The organism is uncultured Tateyamaria sp. (assembly GCF_947494755.1).
Classification (GTDB): domain Bacteria; phylum Pseudomonadota; class Alphaproteobacteria; order Rhodobacterales; family Rhodobacteraceae; genus Tateyamaria.
On the sequence record NZ_CANLVZ010000002.1, the window covers coordinates 161241 to 176373 of the forward strand.

Sequence of the window (15133 nt, forward strand, 5' to 3'; positions counted from 1 at the left end):
ATCGGCACCGGGCTGAAATTTCCCGGATGATACGCAATGGTACCGTCAGAATTTTCGCGCGCAAAGGCAGCAATTCCTTACCATAGAAAAAGGCCGCCCCGAGGGACGGCCTGATGCAGTATAAAGCAAGGCGTGCTGCCTGATGCTTAGTTCTTGGCGTAGAATTCGACGACGAGGTTGGGTTCCATCATCACCGGATAAGGTACATCGCCCAAGGACGGCGTGCGCACGAATGTCGCGGTCAGTTTGGAGTGATCAACGTCCATGTAGTCGGGCACGTCACGCTCGGGCAGCTGTGTCGCTTCAAGGATGGCCGTCATCTGCTTGGAACGATCCCGCACTTCGATCACGTCGCCTTCTTTGACGCGGTAGCTGGGGATGTTCACCTTTTTGCCGTTCACACGGACGTGGCCGTGGTTCACGAACTGGCGGGCTGCAAAGACGGTCGCGACGAACTTCGCGCGGTAGACAACCGCGTCCAGACGACGCTCCAGCAGACCGATCAGGTTTTCACCGGTGTCGCCCTTGACCCGCTCGGCCTCGGCATAGATGCGGCGGAACTGCTTTTCGGTCAGATCGCCGTAATAGCCTTTCAGCTTCTGCTTGGCGCGCAGCTGAATGCCGAAATCGGACAGTTTACCCTTGCGGCGCTGACCGTGCTGGCCGGGACCATATTCACGACGGTTGACGGGGGATTTGGGGCGACCCCAGATGTTCTCGCCCATGCGGCGATCAAGTTTGTACTTGGCAGCTGTGCGTTTTGTCACGGCTGATCTCCTTCTAAATGTCGAAGGCGCTCCCCTGCTGAGGGAGTAGCGCCAACTCTGAAGGGCGTTGTCCTCTGCCTGGATTTTGCCAGACCGACAGGAAACCCCTTGCGGGGGCCACCAACACCAATGAATGCGCGCTTATAGCCACGGCTTTGGCAGAGTCAACGCCCCTTTGGCCCCGGTGAGAGGGCGGCGCATTGTGCATGGCGAAAGCATGTTGTGATGTGGTCATTCACCAGCCCCGACGCCTGAAGAAACGCATAGACGATGGTGGGGCCGCAAAACTTGAACCCCTCTTTCTTGAGGTCTTTGGACATCTGAGTGGACAGCGGGGTCGAGCCCGGCACCTCCGCTTCGGTCTTCCAATGGTTTTGCAAGGGGACGCCGTCGAAATACTTCCATAAAAACTGATCGAACCCGTCCCGCGCATTAATCTTTTGGAACACCTGTGCGTTAGTGATCGTCGCTTGGATTTTGCCGCGATGGCGGATGATGCCTGGGTTGGCCAGCAGGCGCGCAACGTCGTCCTCTCCCCATTTCGCGATGATCTCGGGATCAAATCCGGCGAAAGCATCCCTAAAATTGTCGCGCTTTTTCAATATGGTTATCCAGCTCAAGCCTGCTTGAAATCCCTCAAGGATCAGCTTTTCCCACAAGGCGCGCGCGTCGAACTCCGGGACGCCCCACTCGGTGTCGTGGTATTCCACATAGATCTGATCAGGCCCCGCCCAAGCACATGCATCACCCATTTCAGACCCTTTTTGGTTAATGTGAAAAATTAGAACAAAATGCAAACATTAAGAGTGTTTTTACGTCAATGGCGCAATGCTGGCCAGAGGATTTGATTTAGGGGGTCGCTGCCGGACCATGCCAAATTATCGACCGATTGACGTGCCCCCGGGGGCTGAAAATCCGCTTAGTGCCGCCGTCAGCGGGCGTGATCGCGACACCCTCGATATGGTGACCCAAGCGGTCAAGCATCAGCAGACCTTGCTTGCCTTTCAGCCCGTGATTGTCGCGCAGGAGCAGGGGCGCGTCGGGTTTTACGAGGGGCTCATCCGGGTGATGGACGAAACCGGACGGATCATCCCGGCCAAGGACTTCATGCCCGTGGTCGAACGGACCGAACTGGGTCGTGAGATTGACGTCGTCGCGCTGAACATGGGCATGCGTACGTTGTACGAAAACCCCTCTGTGCGGTTGTCGATCAACATGTCGGCCCGCTCCATCGGGTATCAGCGCTGGATGCAAACGCTGAACCGCTGGCTGAAAAAGGACGCCTCGGTGGGCGAGCGGCTGATCCTTGAAATCACCGAAAGCTCGGCGATGGATCAACCGGAGCTGGTTGTGGACTTCATGAACCGGCTCAGCGCACGTGGCATCTGCTTTGCGCTGGACGATTTCGGGGCCGGATATACGGCGCTGCGATACCTCAAAGATTTCTATTTCGATGTGCTGAAAATCGACATGCAGTTCTGCAATGGCATCGCAGACGACCCCGACATGCAGGTGCTGACCCGCGCCATGATCCAGATCGGACAGCATTTCGACATGCTGGTCGTCGCCGAAGGGGTCGAGCGGCTGCAGGATGTCGACATGCTGGTCGAGATGGGGGCTGATTGCTTGCAAGGCTATTATTTCAAGGCCCCGCAGGTTCGGCCAAATTGGCTGGCCGACGGTAAAAACTCAGTGAGTGAGGCGGGAATGCGCGCCTGAGACATGCTGTCTGTTTGCGACGCCGACGCGAATCCGGTATCGCAACGTCAACGCGAGGCGATTGGGGGCACTCTCACCAGAGTTGTGGTGCCCGCTCCTGACTTGATCCTCGTTCACCAGACAGAGGACTGTTCAAATGACTGATATCGTCATCGCATCCGCCGCCCGAACTGCCGTTGGCAGCTTTGGTGGCTCTTTCGCCAACACACCTGCCCATGATCTGGGTGCAACCGTTCTTGAAGCGGTTGTGGACCGGGCAGGCATCGACAAATCCGAGGTGTCCGAAACGATTTTGGGTCAGGTCCTGACCGCCGCCCAAGGCCAGAACCCCGCCCGTCAGGCCCACATCAATGCCGGTCTTCCCAAGGAAGCTGCGGCCTGGTCGATCAACCAGGTCTGTGGATCCGGCCTGCGCGCCGTCGCTCTGGCCGCTCAGCACATCCAGTTGGGCGATGCCGAGATCGTTATTGGCGGCGGTCAGGAAAACATGACGCTCAGCCCCCATGCCGCGTCCTTGCGTGCCGGTCACAAGATGGGCGACATGCAATATATCGACACGATGATCCGTGACGGTCTGTGGGATGCCTTCAACGGCTATCACATGGGCCAGACGGCGGAAAACGTCGCCGACCAGTGGCAAATCACCCGCGACGCGCAGGATGAATTCGCCGTCGCCAGCCAGAACAAGGCTGAAGCTGCGCAGAAAGCCGGGAAATTTGCGGACGAAATCACCGCTTTCACAGTGAAAACCCGCAAAGGCGACATCGTGGTCGATTCGGACGAATACATCCGTCACGGGGCCAACCTCGAAGCGATGGCCAAGATGCGCCCCGCCTTCACGAAGGACGGGTCGGTCACTGCCGCCAACGCATCCGGTTTGAACGACGGGGCCGCTGCCGCCCTGATGATGACAGCCAAAAACGCAGAAAAACGTGGCATTGAGCCACTCGCGCGAATCGCGAGCTACGCCACCGTCGGCCTCGACCCTTCGATCATGGGCGTCGGACCGATCTATGCCAGCCGCAAAGCGTTGGAAAAGGCCGGTTGGAAACCCGAAGACCTTGATCTGGTCGAAGCCAACGAAGCCTTCGCCGCCCAAGCGTGTGCGGTGAATAAGGACATGGGCTGGGATCCATCGATCGTGAACGTCAACGGCGGTGCCATTGCCATCGGCCACCCCATCGGCGCGTCCGGTGCCCGCATTCTGAACACCCTGTTGTTCGAAATGAAGCGCCGCGACGCCAAAAAAGGGCTGGCCACATTGTGCATCGGTGGCGGCATGGGCGTCGCCATGTGCCTCGAGCGCGACTGATCCAGATCAAGGCGGCACAGATCCGTGCCGCCTAAATCCCCTAAATGATCGCTGAAACGCAACGGCACCGCGTAACAATCTTGCGTGAAACCCGGATATAAGCGACATAAGATTACAAATAACCCGGAGGAGTTCCAACCATGTCCCGCGTCGCCCTAGTCACCGGAGGCAGCCGAGGTATCGGTGCCGCCATTTCCACAGCCCTCAAAGATGCAGGTTACGCGGTCGCGGCGACCTATGCCGGCAATGACGAGGCCGCGGCCAAGTTCACGGACGAGACCGGCATCAAGACCTACAAATGGAACGTCGCCGATTACGACGACTCCAAAGCAGGCCTCGAAAAGGTCGAAGCCGATCTGGGCCCCATCGACGTTGTGGTCGCAAATGCGGGCATCACCCGCGACGCCCCGTTCCACAAAATGACGCCCGAGCAGTGGCACCAAGTGGTCGACACCAACCTCACCGGCGTTTTCAACACCGTCCACCCGTTGTGGCCTGGCATGCGCGAACGCAAGTTCGGACGGGTCATTGTGATCTCGTCCATCAACGGCCAGAAGGGTCAGTTCGCACAAGTAAACTATGCCGCAACCAAGGCGGGCGATTTAGGTATCGTGAAATCTCTGGCCCAGGAAGGCGCGCGCGCAGGCATCACCGCCAACGCCATCTGCCCCGGCTATATTGGCACCGATATGGTCATGGCCGTCCCTGAGAAGGTCCGCGAATCGATTATTGCGCAGATCCCGGCGGGCCGTTTGGGCGAACCCGAAGAGATTGCGCGCTGCGTTGTGTTCTTGGCCTCGGACGATTCCGGATTCATCAATGGCTCGACCATCTCGGCCAATGGCGCGCAGTTCTTCGTCTAACTGGCTGACCAACCAGTAAAAAAGGGCCGGTGCATCGCCGCATCGGCCCTTTTCGCATTCCGTAAGATGGTGCACGCATCAGCGGAAAGTCTTTGCTCCGAACAACCAGCCCCACGCTTCGGCAAGAACGGCGCCGCGTTCGGTGTGGGCTTTCTGCATGGCGTTGCGGATGGCGGGGTTTGCGGATGTCTCAAACATGGTGTGGCTCCTCGTGATCTGGTGTCGATTAACTTGAGTTGAATATGCGCCTTTATTCGTCCCCCGACAAACGAGACTTTTCACCCCTTCACTTAAGCTATACTTAACTGAATATGTCTGATCGACTGCCCTCTCTGACCGCCATGCGCGCCTTTGATGCGGCCGCGCGCCATATGTCATTCGCCAAAGCGGCGGAGGAGTTGCATGTCACGCCTGCCGCGCTCAGCTTTCAGATCAAATCCCTTGAGGAACATCTGGGCGCGCAATTGTTTCGCCGCCTGAACCGGGCGGTGGCCTTGACCGAGGCGGGGCATGCCCTTGCCCCCGGCGTCGCGGACGGGTTTCAGGCCTTGGCCGCTGCGTGGCGCGCCGCCGAGCGCACTCAAGACAATCAAACCCTGACCGTGACCGCAGGGCCTGCCTTTACCGCAAAATGGCTTGCACCGCGACTATATGAATTTGCCCAGTCACACCCGCAGGTCGAGTTGCGCTTTTCCGCATCACTTAAAATGATGGACTTTGGCCGCGACGCCATCGATGTCGCGATCCGGTTTGGATACGGCAAGGACGAGGGGCTGTATTCCATCCCCCTGGCCGAAGAATGGGTGTGCCCGGCGATGACCCCCGAATTGGCGCGCCGTTTTCCCACTGTTGAAAGCCTCAAGGACGCGCCCCTGATTTTTGACGACAGTATCAGCTTTCTTAAGCCGTCCAGTGATTGGCAGACGTGGTTTCGCGCGGTCGGGATCGAACATGATCCGCAAAATGGCCCCCGCTTCAGCCAGGCCGATCATGCCATCGACGCTGCCCTTGCCGGGGTCGGTGTTGTGCTTGGGCGTCGCGCTTTGGTGGTCAAGGACGTTGCCGATGGTCGCCTTGTCATGCCGTTTCCGACCGCACTCGACACCGGCGTGCGTTTCCGGTTCTTATGCGCGCAAGGGGCAGAAACCCGTCCGCAAATCGCTGCCTTTCGGGACTGGATCGTGACTGAAATCGACAAGACGAGCCATATCACTGAGGCGCTGACCCGCTTGCCATCAGGCGATTTTCAAAGCCCATGACCCGCAACACAGCCACTTTGATCGGGTTCGTCGCTGTTCTGCTTTGGGGTGTTTTGGCGCTTTTCACCGTCGGCTCTGCGCCCACACCGCCCTTTTTGCTGAACGCCATTTGTTTCAGTGTAGGTGGTACTTTGGGGCTGATCTGGACGGCCGCCGCTGGTGGCTTGGGTCAACTGCGCCAAGTGCCTGCCCATGTCTACGTGCTCGGGACATTGGGATTGTTTGGATATCACGCGCTTTATTTCTCTGCGCTGCGCCTTGCCCCGGCGGCGGAGGCGAGCCTGATTGCCTATCTTTGGCCGTTGCTGATCGTGCTGATGTCCGGCCTTTTGCCGGGCGAGCGGTTGCGGCCGGGCCATGTCATCGGCGCTGCCGTCGGTTTTGGCGGTGCTGCGCTGATTGTCACCGGCGGGGCCGCAGGATTTCGGGCGCAGGCCCTTCCCGGTTACGCCTTGGCCATGGCCTGCGCCCTGACCTGGTCGAGCTATTCGGTGATGTCGCGTCGGTTCGGTACCGTGCCGACCGCCTCGGTGGCCGTGTTCTGCGTGGCATCGGCTGTGCTGTCCGTCCCCCTGCATCTGATGACCGAAACGACGGCATGGCCCCAGGGGATCACAGGTTGGGGCAGCGCAATTGCGCTTGGCCTCGGGCCTGTCGGGCTCGCCTTTTATGTCTGGGATATCGGGGTCAAACGCGGCGACATACAGATTCTGGGCACGGCATCCTATGCGGCACCGCTGTTGTCGACGATTGTGTTGGTGGTAGCTGGGGTCGCAGCCCCAAGCTGGTCACTTGTGGCCGCTGCCGTGCTGATCACAACTGGCGCGCTTTTGGCAGCGCGCGCCAGCCTCGCTAAACGCGACTAGCTGGACAGTCGCGTGATCTCTTCTTTTAGTCGGAGTTTTTGTTTCTTCATGGCGGCGACTTCGATCTGATCGACCCCCGGTGAGCGGACGGCCATTTCGACCTCGTCACTCAATGTCTGATGCTTCTTTTTCAACTGTTCGAGATGGGCTGTCACGCTCATGAAGTACTCCTTGCTGATAAGTTGCACGTACAGCCAAGCACAGGTTTAGGTCTGTGTCACGCCGCACGCGCAGCATATGGCCAATTCAATTGGATCGACATTAACGAATGGTTAATTCAGCAGCGCGGCACCGTGGCGCAAAACAGCCTCGATTTCAGGAACATAGCTGATCCCGTCCCGCTCGTGCCGCGCGCCTTTGTGCAAAACAATCGGCGGATGCAGACAAAAATGCGCACGACCTTCCTTGCGTGCCCGGAAAATGACCAGTTCTGCCGGTTTTCCGATCCGCGGAGAAATGGGCCAAACCTCGGGACTGCCAAGCCGTCCTGCGGCACCCGCCAGCAACTCGGGCAGCCGTTCGGCGCGGTGGATTATGTGCAGGTGCCCGCGATAGCGCAGCCGCCGCGCAGCCGCATCAATCCATGCCGCCAATGGCGTATCATACCCGCGCGCACTTTCGCGCCCCTGATCGGTCGCGGACCGCCCCGCGGTGCGATCAAAGAACGGCGGATTGGCCAACACATGATCGAATTGCGAATCGTGAAGGCGCGTGGGCAGGTCCGTCAGATCGGCTTCGAATACCTTCAGACCGTTGCGCCGCGCGAGGGCCACATACGCGCCTTGCCGCTCCACCCCGATCAGCTCCAGCCCGGGCACGCGCGCCCCAAGGCACAACGCCGCCGCCCCGACACCACAGCCCAGATCAAGCACGGTTTCACCCGCCTTGGCCGGTACGGATGCCGCCAACAGCACCGGGTCAACCCCGGCGCGATACCCGGTGCGCGGCTGCCACAAATGCAGCTTGCCGCCCAGAAACGCGTCACATGTCAGATCACTGTCCGAGGTCGATGTCATTGTCGCGCACCACCCGCAGCGCGGCGTCATAATCGTCGCTGCGCACCATCAACCGGCGGGGGAAAATGCCGATGCCTCCTTCGAGGATGCTCATGTTTACGTCCATCTGAAAGCAGTCTATATCCTCGCCCTCAAGAAGGGCCGAGGCAAAGGCGATGATCGTCGGGTCAGTGCTGCGCAAAAGTTCCTTCATATCATGGATGTAGGGCCATCGCGGACTAAATGTCGAGAGGGCGCAGAGTTCAATTTGAGGGCACGGGCAATGGACGCATCTGACATCGCAAAACCCCATGATCGGCTAGCGGCCTGGCTGGCGGATGACATGGTGGCTGTGAATGATCTGATCCAGACGCGCATGGCGTCCAAACATGCCCCACGCATCCCCGAAGTCACCCGCCATCTGGTTGATGCGGGCGGCAAGCGGTTGCGCCCGATGCTGACCCTCGCGGCGGCGCATCTGTGTGGCTACGAGGGCCCCTATCACATCCATCTGGCCGCCACGGTCGAGTTCATTCACACCGCGACGCTGCTGCACGACGACGTGGTGGATGAAAGCGGGCAGCGCAGGGGCCGCCCCACCGCCAACCTGCTCTGGGACAATAAATCCTCGGTTCTGGTGGGCGACTATCTGTTTTCGCGCAGCTTTCAGTTGATGACCGAGACGGGCAATATGAAGGTGCTGCGCATCCTGTCGGACGCCTCAGCCACAATCGCTGAGGGCGAAGTGTTGCAGATGACAGCCGCGCAGGACTTGGCCACGGACGAGGCTGTCTATCTGCAAGTGGTGCGCGGCAAGACGGCGGCACTGTTTTCAGCCGCCACCGAAGTGGGTGGCGTGATCGCAGGGGCCGAAGACCAGATCGTGCGTGCCCTGTTCGACTATGGCGACGCGCTTGGGATTGCCTTTCAGATCGTGGATGATTTGCTTGATTATCAGGGGCAATCCGCTGCCACGGGCAAGAATGTCGGAGATGATTTCCGCGAACGCAAACTGACCCTTCCCGTCATTAAGGCGGTCGCAAAAGCAGATGCGGAGCAGCGCGCCTTCTGGTCGCGCACCATTGAAAAAGGTCAACAGGACGAAGGCGATCTTGATCATGCGCTGGCATTGCTGCACCTGCATGACGCGCTTGAGGCCACCAAGGTTGACGCCTTGGCCTGGGCCGACAAGGCGAAAATCGCGCTTGGCCACCTCCCCCCCCATGACTTGCGCGATATGCTGATTGATCTGGCCGACTACGTGGTCGCGCGCGTCAGCTAGGCGACCCTTTGGTTTTCGCCGCGCAGACCCACCACGAGGGATGCGCCTTGGCGATCCGATCCGCCGCCTCTACTGCCGCCGTTTCCGTCGGGTAGACTCCGAAACAGGTGCTGCCCGAACCGGACATCCGCGCCAGTTCCGCACTCCCCAACAGGGTCAAAGCCGCCGAGATCGCAGGCGCGGTGTCGCAGGCCGGCGCCTGTAAATCGTTGCGCTGGCCGCTGAGCCAGTTCAGAAACGCGGCCCTGTCAGCCCAGGCAGGCAGCGCGCCCATCGCATCATTGTTCTTGCGCACAAGGCGGCGGAATACATCGGGCGTGGGCACTGACACGCCGGGGGTCACCAAGACGATGTCCAAGGCCGGAACGCTCGGCACGGCGCTCAAATCCTCACCAATGCCGCGCATCCGTTGCGGTGTATCCGACAAACAGACCGGCACATCCGCCCCCAAAGCAATGGCGGCCTGTGGTGCATCAAAACGGCGCAAGACCGCTGCGGCATCTGCCGACCCGCCCCCGATACCGCCGCCATGGGGCAGGTTTTTCTCAAGACGGATGTGCGGGGTCACGCCGGCAGCCTCAGCCGCACGCCACGCGAGATTGCGCTGATCTGTGGGCACTCCGCCCGCGAAACGGCCCGTCACCTCAAGGTTCAGTGATGTGCTGTCATCAAACCACAACCGATCACCCACATCCGCAAAAACAACAAGCGAATCAAGCAGATGATACCCGTCCGCGCGCTGGCCGGTGACATGCAGGGTCAGGTTGATCTTGGCCGGGGCAAAGGCCTCAGTCCTCATCCGCAACCTTCAATGGTTCGGCACCTTCTTCTTCCAGCACGACGTCCAAACCGACCTCCAGCTTGCGACGCATCCGGGCCGGGTCAGCCTCTCCACCGGTCTCGTCAGGGTCAACAAAGGACAGGGCGCGCATCCACTGGAATTGCGCCTCACGTTCGCGCCCCACCGCCCAATAGACGTCGCCAAGGTGATCATTCACCACCGGATCGACCGGCATCAGCTCCACGGCCCGCTCCATGTGTCCGACGGCTTCATCATAGCGGCCAAGGCGGTAGAGAACCCAGCCCAGACTGTCCACGATATAGCCGCTGTCGGGGCTGGCCGCGACCGCCTCTTCAATCATGGCCAATGCCTCGTCGAGCTTGATCTGCTTTTCGACCAGCGAATAGCCGAGGTAGTTCAGCACCTGTGGCTGACCGGGGTTCAACTCCAGTGCCTTGCGGAAATCGGCCTCGGCGCGGTCCCACTCGTCGAGCCGTTCCAGCGCAATAGCGCGGGCGTAATGCAAGAACCACGACCGCCGCACGCTTTCGGTGTCAAGTTCGATGGCCAGATCGTAGGCGGCGACAGCCTCCTCAAACCGATCCTGCTGGCGCAAGACGTCACCCAGGGTCGAATGCACGATCGACAATTCGCCAAAACGTTTGGCCAGCTGTTCCAGCACCTCAATCGCGGCCTCGGGTTTGCCCGATTGGCGCAAGGCCGCGGCCCGGCCCAACTCCGCCGCGTGATAGGCGGGATGATCGGCAGGCACCTGTTTGTAGGCGGCGTTGGCCAGCGCGTATTGATCAAGCGATTCCAGCAAATCCGCCGTCAGCAAAAGCGCGTCGATATGATCGGGGCGCAGATACCGTGCGAGCCGGGCGTAAAGCAAAGTGTAGTCCGCCCCCGCATCCTGACGCAGCGCGCCCGCGACCGAATAGAACACTTCAGCCGCCCCATCGCGTGCGGAGGTGATGTGGGTGAATGGTAACGTCTCACCCGCCTCAAGGGCCTCAATCATCGCCAGCAGTTCCGGATCGGCTGCGGTGCCAAATGAGGCACGCAGCGATTCGACCGCCTCTTCGTTGCGGTCCAGTTGGGACAAAACCTCGGCCCGCGCCATCGCGCCGCGCCGGGTTTGCTGCAAGGGGCCTGCCTCGTCCGTGAACAGCGCCTCGGCGGCTTCGAACTGGCCCAACCCCGCAAGCGCCATCGCTTTGTGATAAAGCGCGAAACCGCGCAGACCGCGTTCTTCGCTGATGCGGTCAAATTCGGCCAGCGCGGCGTCATTGTCGTCGGCACCAATCATGGCCCAGGCGACCAGCAGCCCGTCCACCAGCGGCCCGATCCCTTGGGTTTCGGTGTCGCGGGCCAGAAAGCCCTCGTAATCTTCGTTCGCGATCAGATCGGCAATGACCGTCATATGGGCCGCCTGACTGCGCAGCCCCTGTTCCTCGATCAGGCGGGCAATCGGCAGGGCGCGATCCACCCGGCCCAGGGACAATTGCCCCACAATCGCATCTTCCATCAGACTTGGGTTTGACGGATCACGTGCAAGAGCCTGACTGAAATACCGCGCTGCGGCCTCGTAATCGCTCAGGATCGCCGCCTGACGCCCCGCCAGATAGGGGCCCGCAAGGGACTGCGCCGTGCCAACGGCCGGTGAAAGAGCAAGAAGGGTGGCAAGCGCTGCGCTGCCGAAAAGCGAACGGATCACGGGGTGTACTGCCTTTTATGCGTTGTCTGGAACAGAGGCTAACACGTCTGACGCGAGGCGCAATGTGACCTCGCGAAATGGTCACAAGATGCGCGCTTGGTCGCAGGGTTAAATTCGCTGAACGCAAAAAGCCGAGCGCATGGCCCGGCCTCTTTCGACGCAATATGGCGTCATCACATGTTCGGATAGTTCGGTCCGTCGCCGCCTTGGGGCGTGGTCCACGTGATGTTCTGGGCCGGGTCCTTGATATCGCAGGTCTTGCAATGCACGCAGTTCTGGAAGTTGATGACAAAGCGCGTGTCCTTGCCCTCTTCCTCCACAAACTCGTAAACGCCCGCCGGACAATACCGCGCCGATGGGCCAGCATATTTCGCAAGGTTCACGTTCACCGGCACGCTCTCATCCTTGAGGCGCAGGTGTGCGGGCTGGCTTTCCTCGTGATTGGTAAAGCTGAAGGCGACGTTGGTCAGACGGTCAAACGACAGTTTACCGTCGGGTTTGGGGTAGTCGATGGGTGTGTGCTTGGATGCTTCTTCGGTCGCGTCCGCGTCATTCTTGCCGTGGCTTTGCGTGCCGAACAGGCTGAAGCCCAGTGTGTTGGTCCACATGTCCAGGCCCCCAAGAACAAGCGAGGCGGTCAGCCCATATTTGGACCAGAACGGTTTGACATTGCGCACTTTTTTCAGGTCGGTCCCGATGGCACCATCGCGCACCTCGGTCTCGTATGCGGTCAACTCATCGCCCGAACGGTCCGCCTTGATCGCGTCATAGGCGGCTTCGGCGGCGGCCTTGCCCGACAGCATCGCGTTGTGGTTGCCCTTGATGCGGGGCACGTTGACCATCCCCACCGAACATCCCAACAGCGCCACGCCGGGTGCCACCATCTTGGGCATCGACTGATAGCCACCTTCGGAAATCGCGCGCGCGCCGTAAGCCACGCGTTTGCCGCCCTTCAACAGATCGGCCACCATCGGGTGGTGCTTGAAGCGCTGGAATTCCATATACGGGAACAGATGCGGGTTCTTGTAGTTCAAATGGACCACGAAACCGACATAAACCTGATTGTTCTCAAGGTGATAGATGAACGAACCGCCACCCGCGTTGCCCCCCAAAGGCCAGCCCATCGTGTGCGTGACCGAGCCTTCCTTGTGTTTGTCAGGGTCGATTTCCCAGATCTCTTTCATGCCAAGGCCGTATTTCTGCGGCTCTTTGCCCTGGGCCAGATCGAACTTGGCGATCACCTCTTTGGATAGCGACCCGCGCACGCCTTCGGACAGGAACACGTATTTGCCGTGCAACTCCATCCCCGGCTCGGTGTTGTCGCCATATGATCCGTCCGCCTCAAGGCCAAAGACGCCAGCCACGACACCCTTCACTTCGCCCTTGTCGCCATAGACGATCTCGGAACAGGCCATGCCGGGGAAGATTTCGACGCCCATCGCTTCGGCCTGTTCGGCCATCCAGCGACAGACATTGCCCATCGAAACGATGTAGTTGCCGTGGTTGTTCATCAGCGGCGGCATGGGTGCGTTCGGAATACGCATCGCGCCCGCTTCGCCCAGCATGTAAAACTTGTCATCCGTCACCGGCACGTTCAGCGGCGCGCCCTTTTCGGCCCAGTCAGGGATCAATTCGTTCAGGCCCACCGGGTCCAGAACGGCACCGGACAAGATATGCGCGCCCACTTCGGAGCCTTTTTCCAACACGACCACGTTCAGGTCGCTGTCCAATTGCTTGAGCCGGATCGCCGCTGACAGACCCGCAGGCCCCGCGCCCACGATCACAACATCATATTCCATCGCTTCGCGTTCAATCTCGGCCATGATGGGCAGCTCCCTTATGTTGTCGGTGCAGCGCCTGTGCGCGCAAAAATTCCTTTCAAATCAGCTAGCCCAGCCCCGGACGCATTGCAATCGGAACACCGCGTAAAAGTGGTTTTGAAACGTGACCACACGGGCTTTTCAGTCACTGAAACATCAGCGGGCCGGACGATCCCCCAACAAGTAGCGCGGACCGGGGCCATACGTGGCCGCGCTGTCGGCCGGGTTGTAAAGGGCGCAGGCCTCAAGGCTCAGGCACCCACACCCGATACAGCCATCCAGCGTGTCGCGCAGCCTTTCAAGCCGGGCGATGCGCGCATCCAGCCCATCGCGAAACTGCGTGCTGATGCGCGCCCAGTCGGCCTTGGTCGGGGCGCGGTGACGCGGCAGCCGGTCCAGCTCCACCTTGATCTGGGCTAGCGTGAACCCGAATTGCTGGGCCACCATGATGAAACTCAACCGGCGCAGGTCCGCACGCTGAAACCGGCGCCGCCCTGCCCCATTGCGCCACGGGGCCACCAGCCCTTCGTCCTCATAATACCGGATCGCAGACACCGCGAGGCCCGTGCGCGCCGCCATATCACCGATGCTCAGACCTTCGGATGCCACCATGAAAAAAACCCCTTGACCTCAAGTTGACTTGAGGTGGGACACTACCTCTGTCAACACAACAAAGGAACCACGAATATGGCCGCCCAACTTGAACATACGAACTTTACCGTCACCGACCCGGATAGGACTGCGAAATGGATGTGCAACCTCTTTGACTGGCACATTCGCTGGACCGGGGACTCGCGCACCACCGGCTATTCCGTGCACGTGGGCACCGATACGCACTACCTCGCGCTCTATGCGCCCAAGGCCGGAAATCTCAATGCACCCATCGACAATTACACAACGCAAGGCGGGCTCAATCATATCGCCGTGGTGGTGGATGACATCGCGGCCATGCGCGCCCGCGTCGAGGCGGCAGGCTTTGAGGCCGGAGAGCATTTCGACTACGAACCGGGCCAACGCTTCTATTTCTACGACGACGACCACATCGAATACGAAGTGGTGCAATACGACTAACCCGCCCCGCTCTTCTTTTGACCAAAAATACCGCGGGGGAGTCGCGCAAGCGACGGGGGCAGCGCCCCCTTGGCAAAGGCGTGCGCAGCACAATCGCATAAACACCAAATCCGCTTGCAATCCACAGCGCCTTTGGGTCAGGTAAGGACCATCGCATGTACCGGCGGCTCCCAAACGGGGCCGCCGCACGCAATTAGGACAACACCGATGGAAAAGATCCCAATGACCCGCGCCGGTGCGACCGCACTGGAAACCGAGCTGAAACAGCTCAAATCCGTCGAGCGGCCCGCCATCATCACCGCCATCGCCGAAGCGCGCGAACATGGGGACCTGTCCGAAAACGCCGAGTACCACTCGGCCAAGGAAAAGCAGTCCTTCATCGAAGGCCGGATCAAGGAACTCGAAGGCGCGATTTCGCTGGCGGACATCATCGACACCTCCAAACTGTCGGGCGCGATCAAGTTCGGCGCCGAGGTTACGCTGGTGGATGAGGATACGGATGAGGAAAAGACCTATCAGATCGTCGGCGAATACGAAGCCAATATCGAAAAGGGCCTTTTGAACATCAAATCGCCGATTGCCCGTGCCCTGATCGGCAAGGAAGAGGGCGACAGCGTCGAAGTGCGCACACCGGGCGGTGAAAAGTCCTATGAAGTCCTGAAAATCAGCTATAGCTGAGGC

The 15133-nt window shown here is 60.0% G+C and carries 17 protein-coding genes; 8 read left to right on the forward strand and 9 right to left on the reverse strand.

Annotated features, from left to right (window positions below; translation table 11 throughout):
* Nucleotides 1-146: 146 nt before the first annotated feature.
* Nucleotides 147-767: a 30S ribosomal protein S4 gene (rpsD, locus tag Q0908_RS03405; protein ID WP_299151980.1), complete on the reverse strand. Its 621-nt coding sequence runs from the start codon at nucleotides 765-767 to the stop codon at nucleotides 147-149.
* 164 nt (nucleotides 768-931) lie between these two features.
* On the reverse strand, nucleotides 932-1519 hold the full coding sequence (locus tag Q0908_RS03410) for a DNA-3-methyladenine glycosylase I (RefSeq protein ID WP_299281034.1): 588 nt from the start codon (nucleotides 1517-1519) through the stop codon (nucleotides 932-934).
* A 118-nt stretch (nucleotides 1520-1637) separates the two neighbouring features.
* On the opposite strand from Q0908_RS03410, the gene Q0908_RS03415 reads away from it, so the two are divergent.
* From Q0908_RS03415 to Q0908_RS03435, 5 genes are all read left to right on the forward strand, one after another.
* Nucleotides 1638-2486, forward strand: a complete 849-nt coding sequence (locus Q0908_RS03415; protein WP_299281035.1) for an EAL domain-containing protein — start codon at nucleotides 1638-1640, stop codon at nucleotides 2484-2486.
* Between the two features lie 136 nt (nucleotides 2487-2622).
* Complete coding sequence (locus Q0908_RS03420) at nucleotides 2623-3798, forward strand: acetyl-CoA C-acetyltransferase (protein WP_299281036.1); 1176 nt, start codon at nucleotides 2623-2625, stop codon at nucleotides 3796-3798.
* Between the two features lie 140 nt (nucleotides 3799-3938).
* Complete coding sequence (gene phbB, locus Q0908_RS03425) at nucleotides 3939-4661, forward strand: acetoacetyl-CoA reductase (protein WP_299281037.1); 723 nt, start codon at nucleotides 3939-3941, stop codon at nucleotides 4659-4661.
* Between the two features lie 311 nt (nucleotides 4662-4972).
* Complete coding sequence (locus tag Q0908_RS03430) at nucleotides 4973-5920, forward strand: transcriptional regulator GcvA (protein WP_299281038.1); 948 nt, start codon at nucleotides 4973-4975, stop codon at nucleotides 5918-5920.
* On the forward strand, nucleotides 5917-6786 hold the full coding sequence (locus tag Q0908_RS03435) for an EamA family transporter (RefSeq protein WP_299281039.1): 870 nt from the start codon (nucleotides 5917-5919) through the stop codon (nucleotides 6784-6786). Before Q0908_RS03430 ends, Q0908_RS03435 begins: the two co-directional genes overlap by 4 nt.
* Here the strand turns inward: Q0908_RS03435 and Q0908_RS03440 are convergent.
* The 3 genes from Q0908_RS03440 to Q0908_RS03450 all read right to left on the reverse strand — a co-directional run bounded on the left by Q0908_RS03440 (nucleotide 6783) and on the right by Q0908_RS03450 (nucleotide 7995).
* On the reverse strand, nucleotides 6783-6947 hold the full coding sequence (locus Q0908_RS03440; protein ID WP_299151972.1) for a DUF465 domain-containing protein: 165 nt from the start codon (nucleotides 6945-6947) through the stop codon (nucleotides 6783-6785). The two genes, Q0908_RS03435 and Q0908_RS03440, sit on opposite strands and share 4 nt — an antisense overlap.
* Before the next feature lie 111 nt (nucleotides 6948-7058).
* Nucleotides 7059-7802 (reverse strand): methyltransferase, encoded by a 744-nt coding sequence (locus Q0908_RS03445; RefSeq protein WP_299281040.1) that lies wholly within the window; start codon nucleotides 7800-7802, stop codon nucleotides 7059-7061.
* Complete coding sequence (locus Q0908_RS03450; protein ID WP_299151970.1) at nucleotides 7780-7995, reverse strand: DUF2007 domain-containing protein; 216 nt, start codon at nucleotides 7993-7995, stop codon at nucleotides 7780-7782. Before Q0908_RS03450 ends, Q0908_RS03445 begins: the two co-directional genes overlap by 23 nt.
* A 69-nt stretch (nucleotides 7996-8064) precedes the next feature.
* Between Q0908_RS03450 and Q0908_RS03455 the strand changes: the two genes are divergently transcribed.
* The gene (locus Q0908_RS03455; RefSeq protein WP_299281041.1) at nucleotides 8065-9063 is read left to right on the forward strand and encodes a polyprenyl synthetase family protein; all 999 of its coding nucleotides are present in this window, start codon (nucleotides 8065-8067) and stop codon (nucleotides 9061-9063) included.
* Here Q0908_RS03455 and Q0908_RS03460 read toward each other — a convergent pair.
* The 4 genes from Q0908_RS03460 to soxR all read right to left on the reverse strand — a co-directional run bounded on the left by Q0908_RS03460 (nucleotide 9056) and on the right by soxR (nucleotide 13993).
* Nucleotides 9056-9862, reverse strand: a complete 807-nt coding sequence (locus Q0908_RS03460) for a 4-(cytidine 5'-diphospho)-2-C-methyl-D-erythritol kinase (RefSeq protein WP_299281042.1) — start codon at nucleotides 9860-9862, stop codon at nucleotides 9056-9058. The genes Q0908_RS03455 and Q0908_RS03460 overlap by 8 nt on opposite strands.
* Nucleotides 9852-11561: a tetratricopeptide repeat protein gene (locus tag Q0908_RS03465; protein WP_299281043.1), complete on the reverse strand. Its 1710-nt coding sequence runs from the start codon at nucleotides 11559-11561 to the stop codon at nucleotides 9852-9854. Before Q0908_RS03465 ends, Q0908_RS03460 begins: the two co-directional genes overlap by 11 nt.
* A gap of 173 nt (nucleotides 11562-11734) precedes the next feature.
* Nucleotides 11735-13384, reverse strand: coding sequence for an electron transfer flavoprotein-ubiquinone oxidoreductase (locus Q0908_RS03470; protein WP_299281044.1), 1650 nt, complete (start codon nucleotides 13382-13384; stop codon nucleotides 11735-11737).
* Between the two features lie 153 nt (nucleotides 13385-13537).
* Nucleotides 13538-13993 carry a redox-sensitive transcriptional activator SoxR gene (gene soxR / locus Q0908_RS03475; protein ID WP_299281045.1) on the reverse strand — a complete coding sequence of 152 codons (456 nt, stop codon included), beginning with the start codon at nucleotides 13991-13993 and terminating at the stop codon, nucleotides 13538-13540.
* A gap of 75 nt (nucleotides 13994-14068) precedes the next feature.
* Between soxR and Q0908_RS03480 the strand changes: the two genes are divergently transcribed.
* Both Q0908_RS03480 and greA read left to right on the forward strand, forming a co-directional pair.
* Complete coding sequence (locus tag Q0908_RS03480) at nucleotides 14069-14452, forward strand: VOC family protein (RefSeq protein ID WP_299281046.1); 384 nt, start codon at nucleotides 14069-14071, stop codon at nucleotides 14450-14452.
* A gap of 207 nt (nucleotides 14453-14659) precedes the next feature.
* Nucleotides 14660-15130, forward strand: a complete 471-nt coding sequence (gene greA / locus Q0908_RS03485; protein WP_299151963.1) for a transcription elongation factor GreA — start codon at nucleotides 14660-14662, stop codon at nucleotides 15128-15130.
* Nucleotides 15131-15133: the final 3 nt, after the last annotated feature.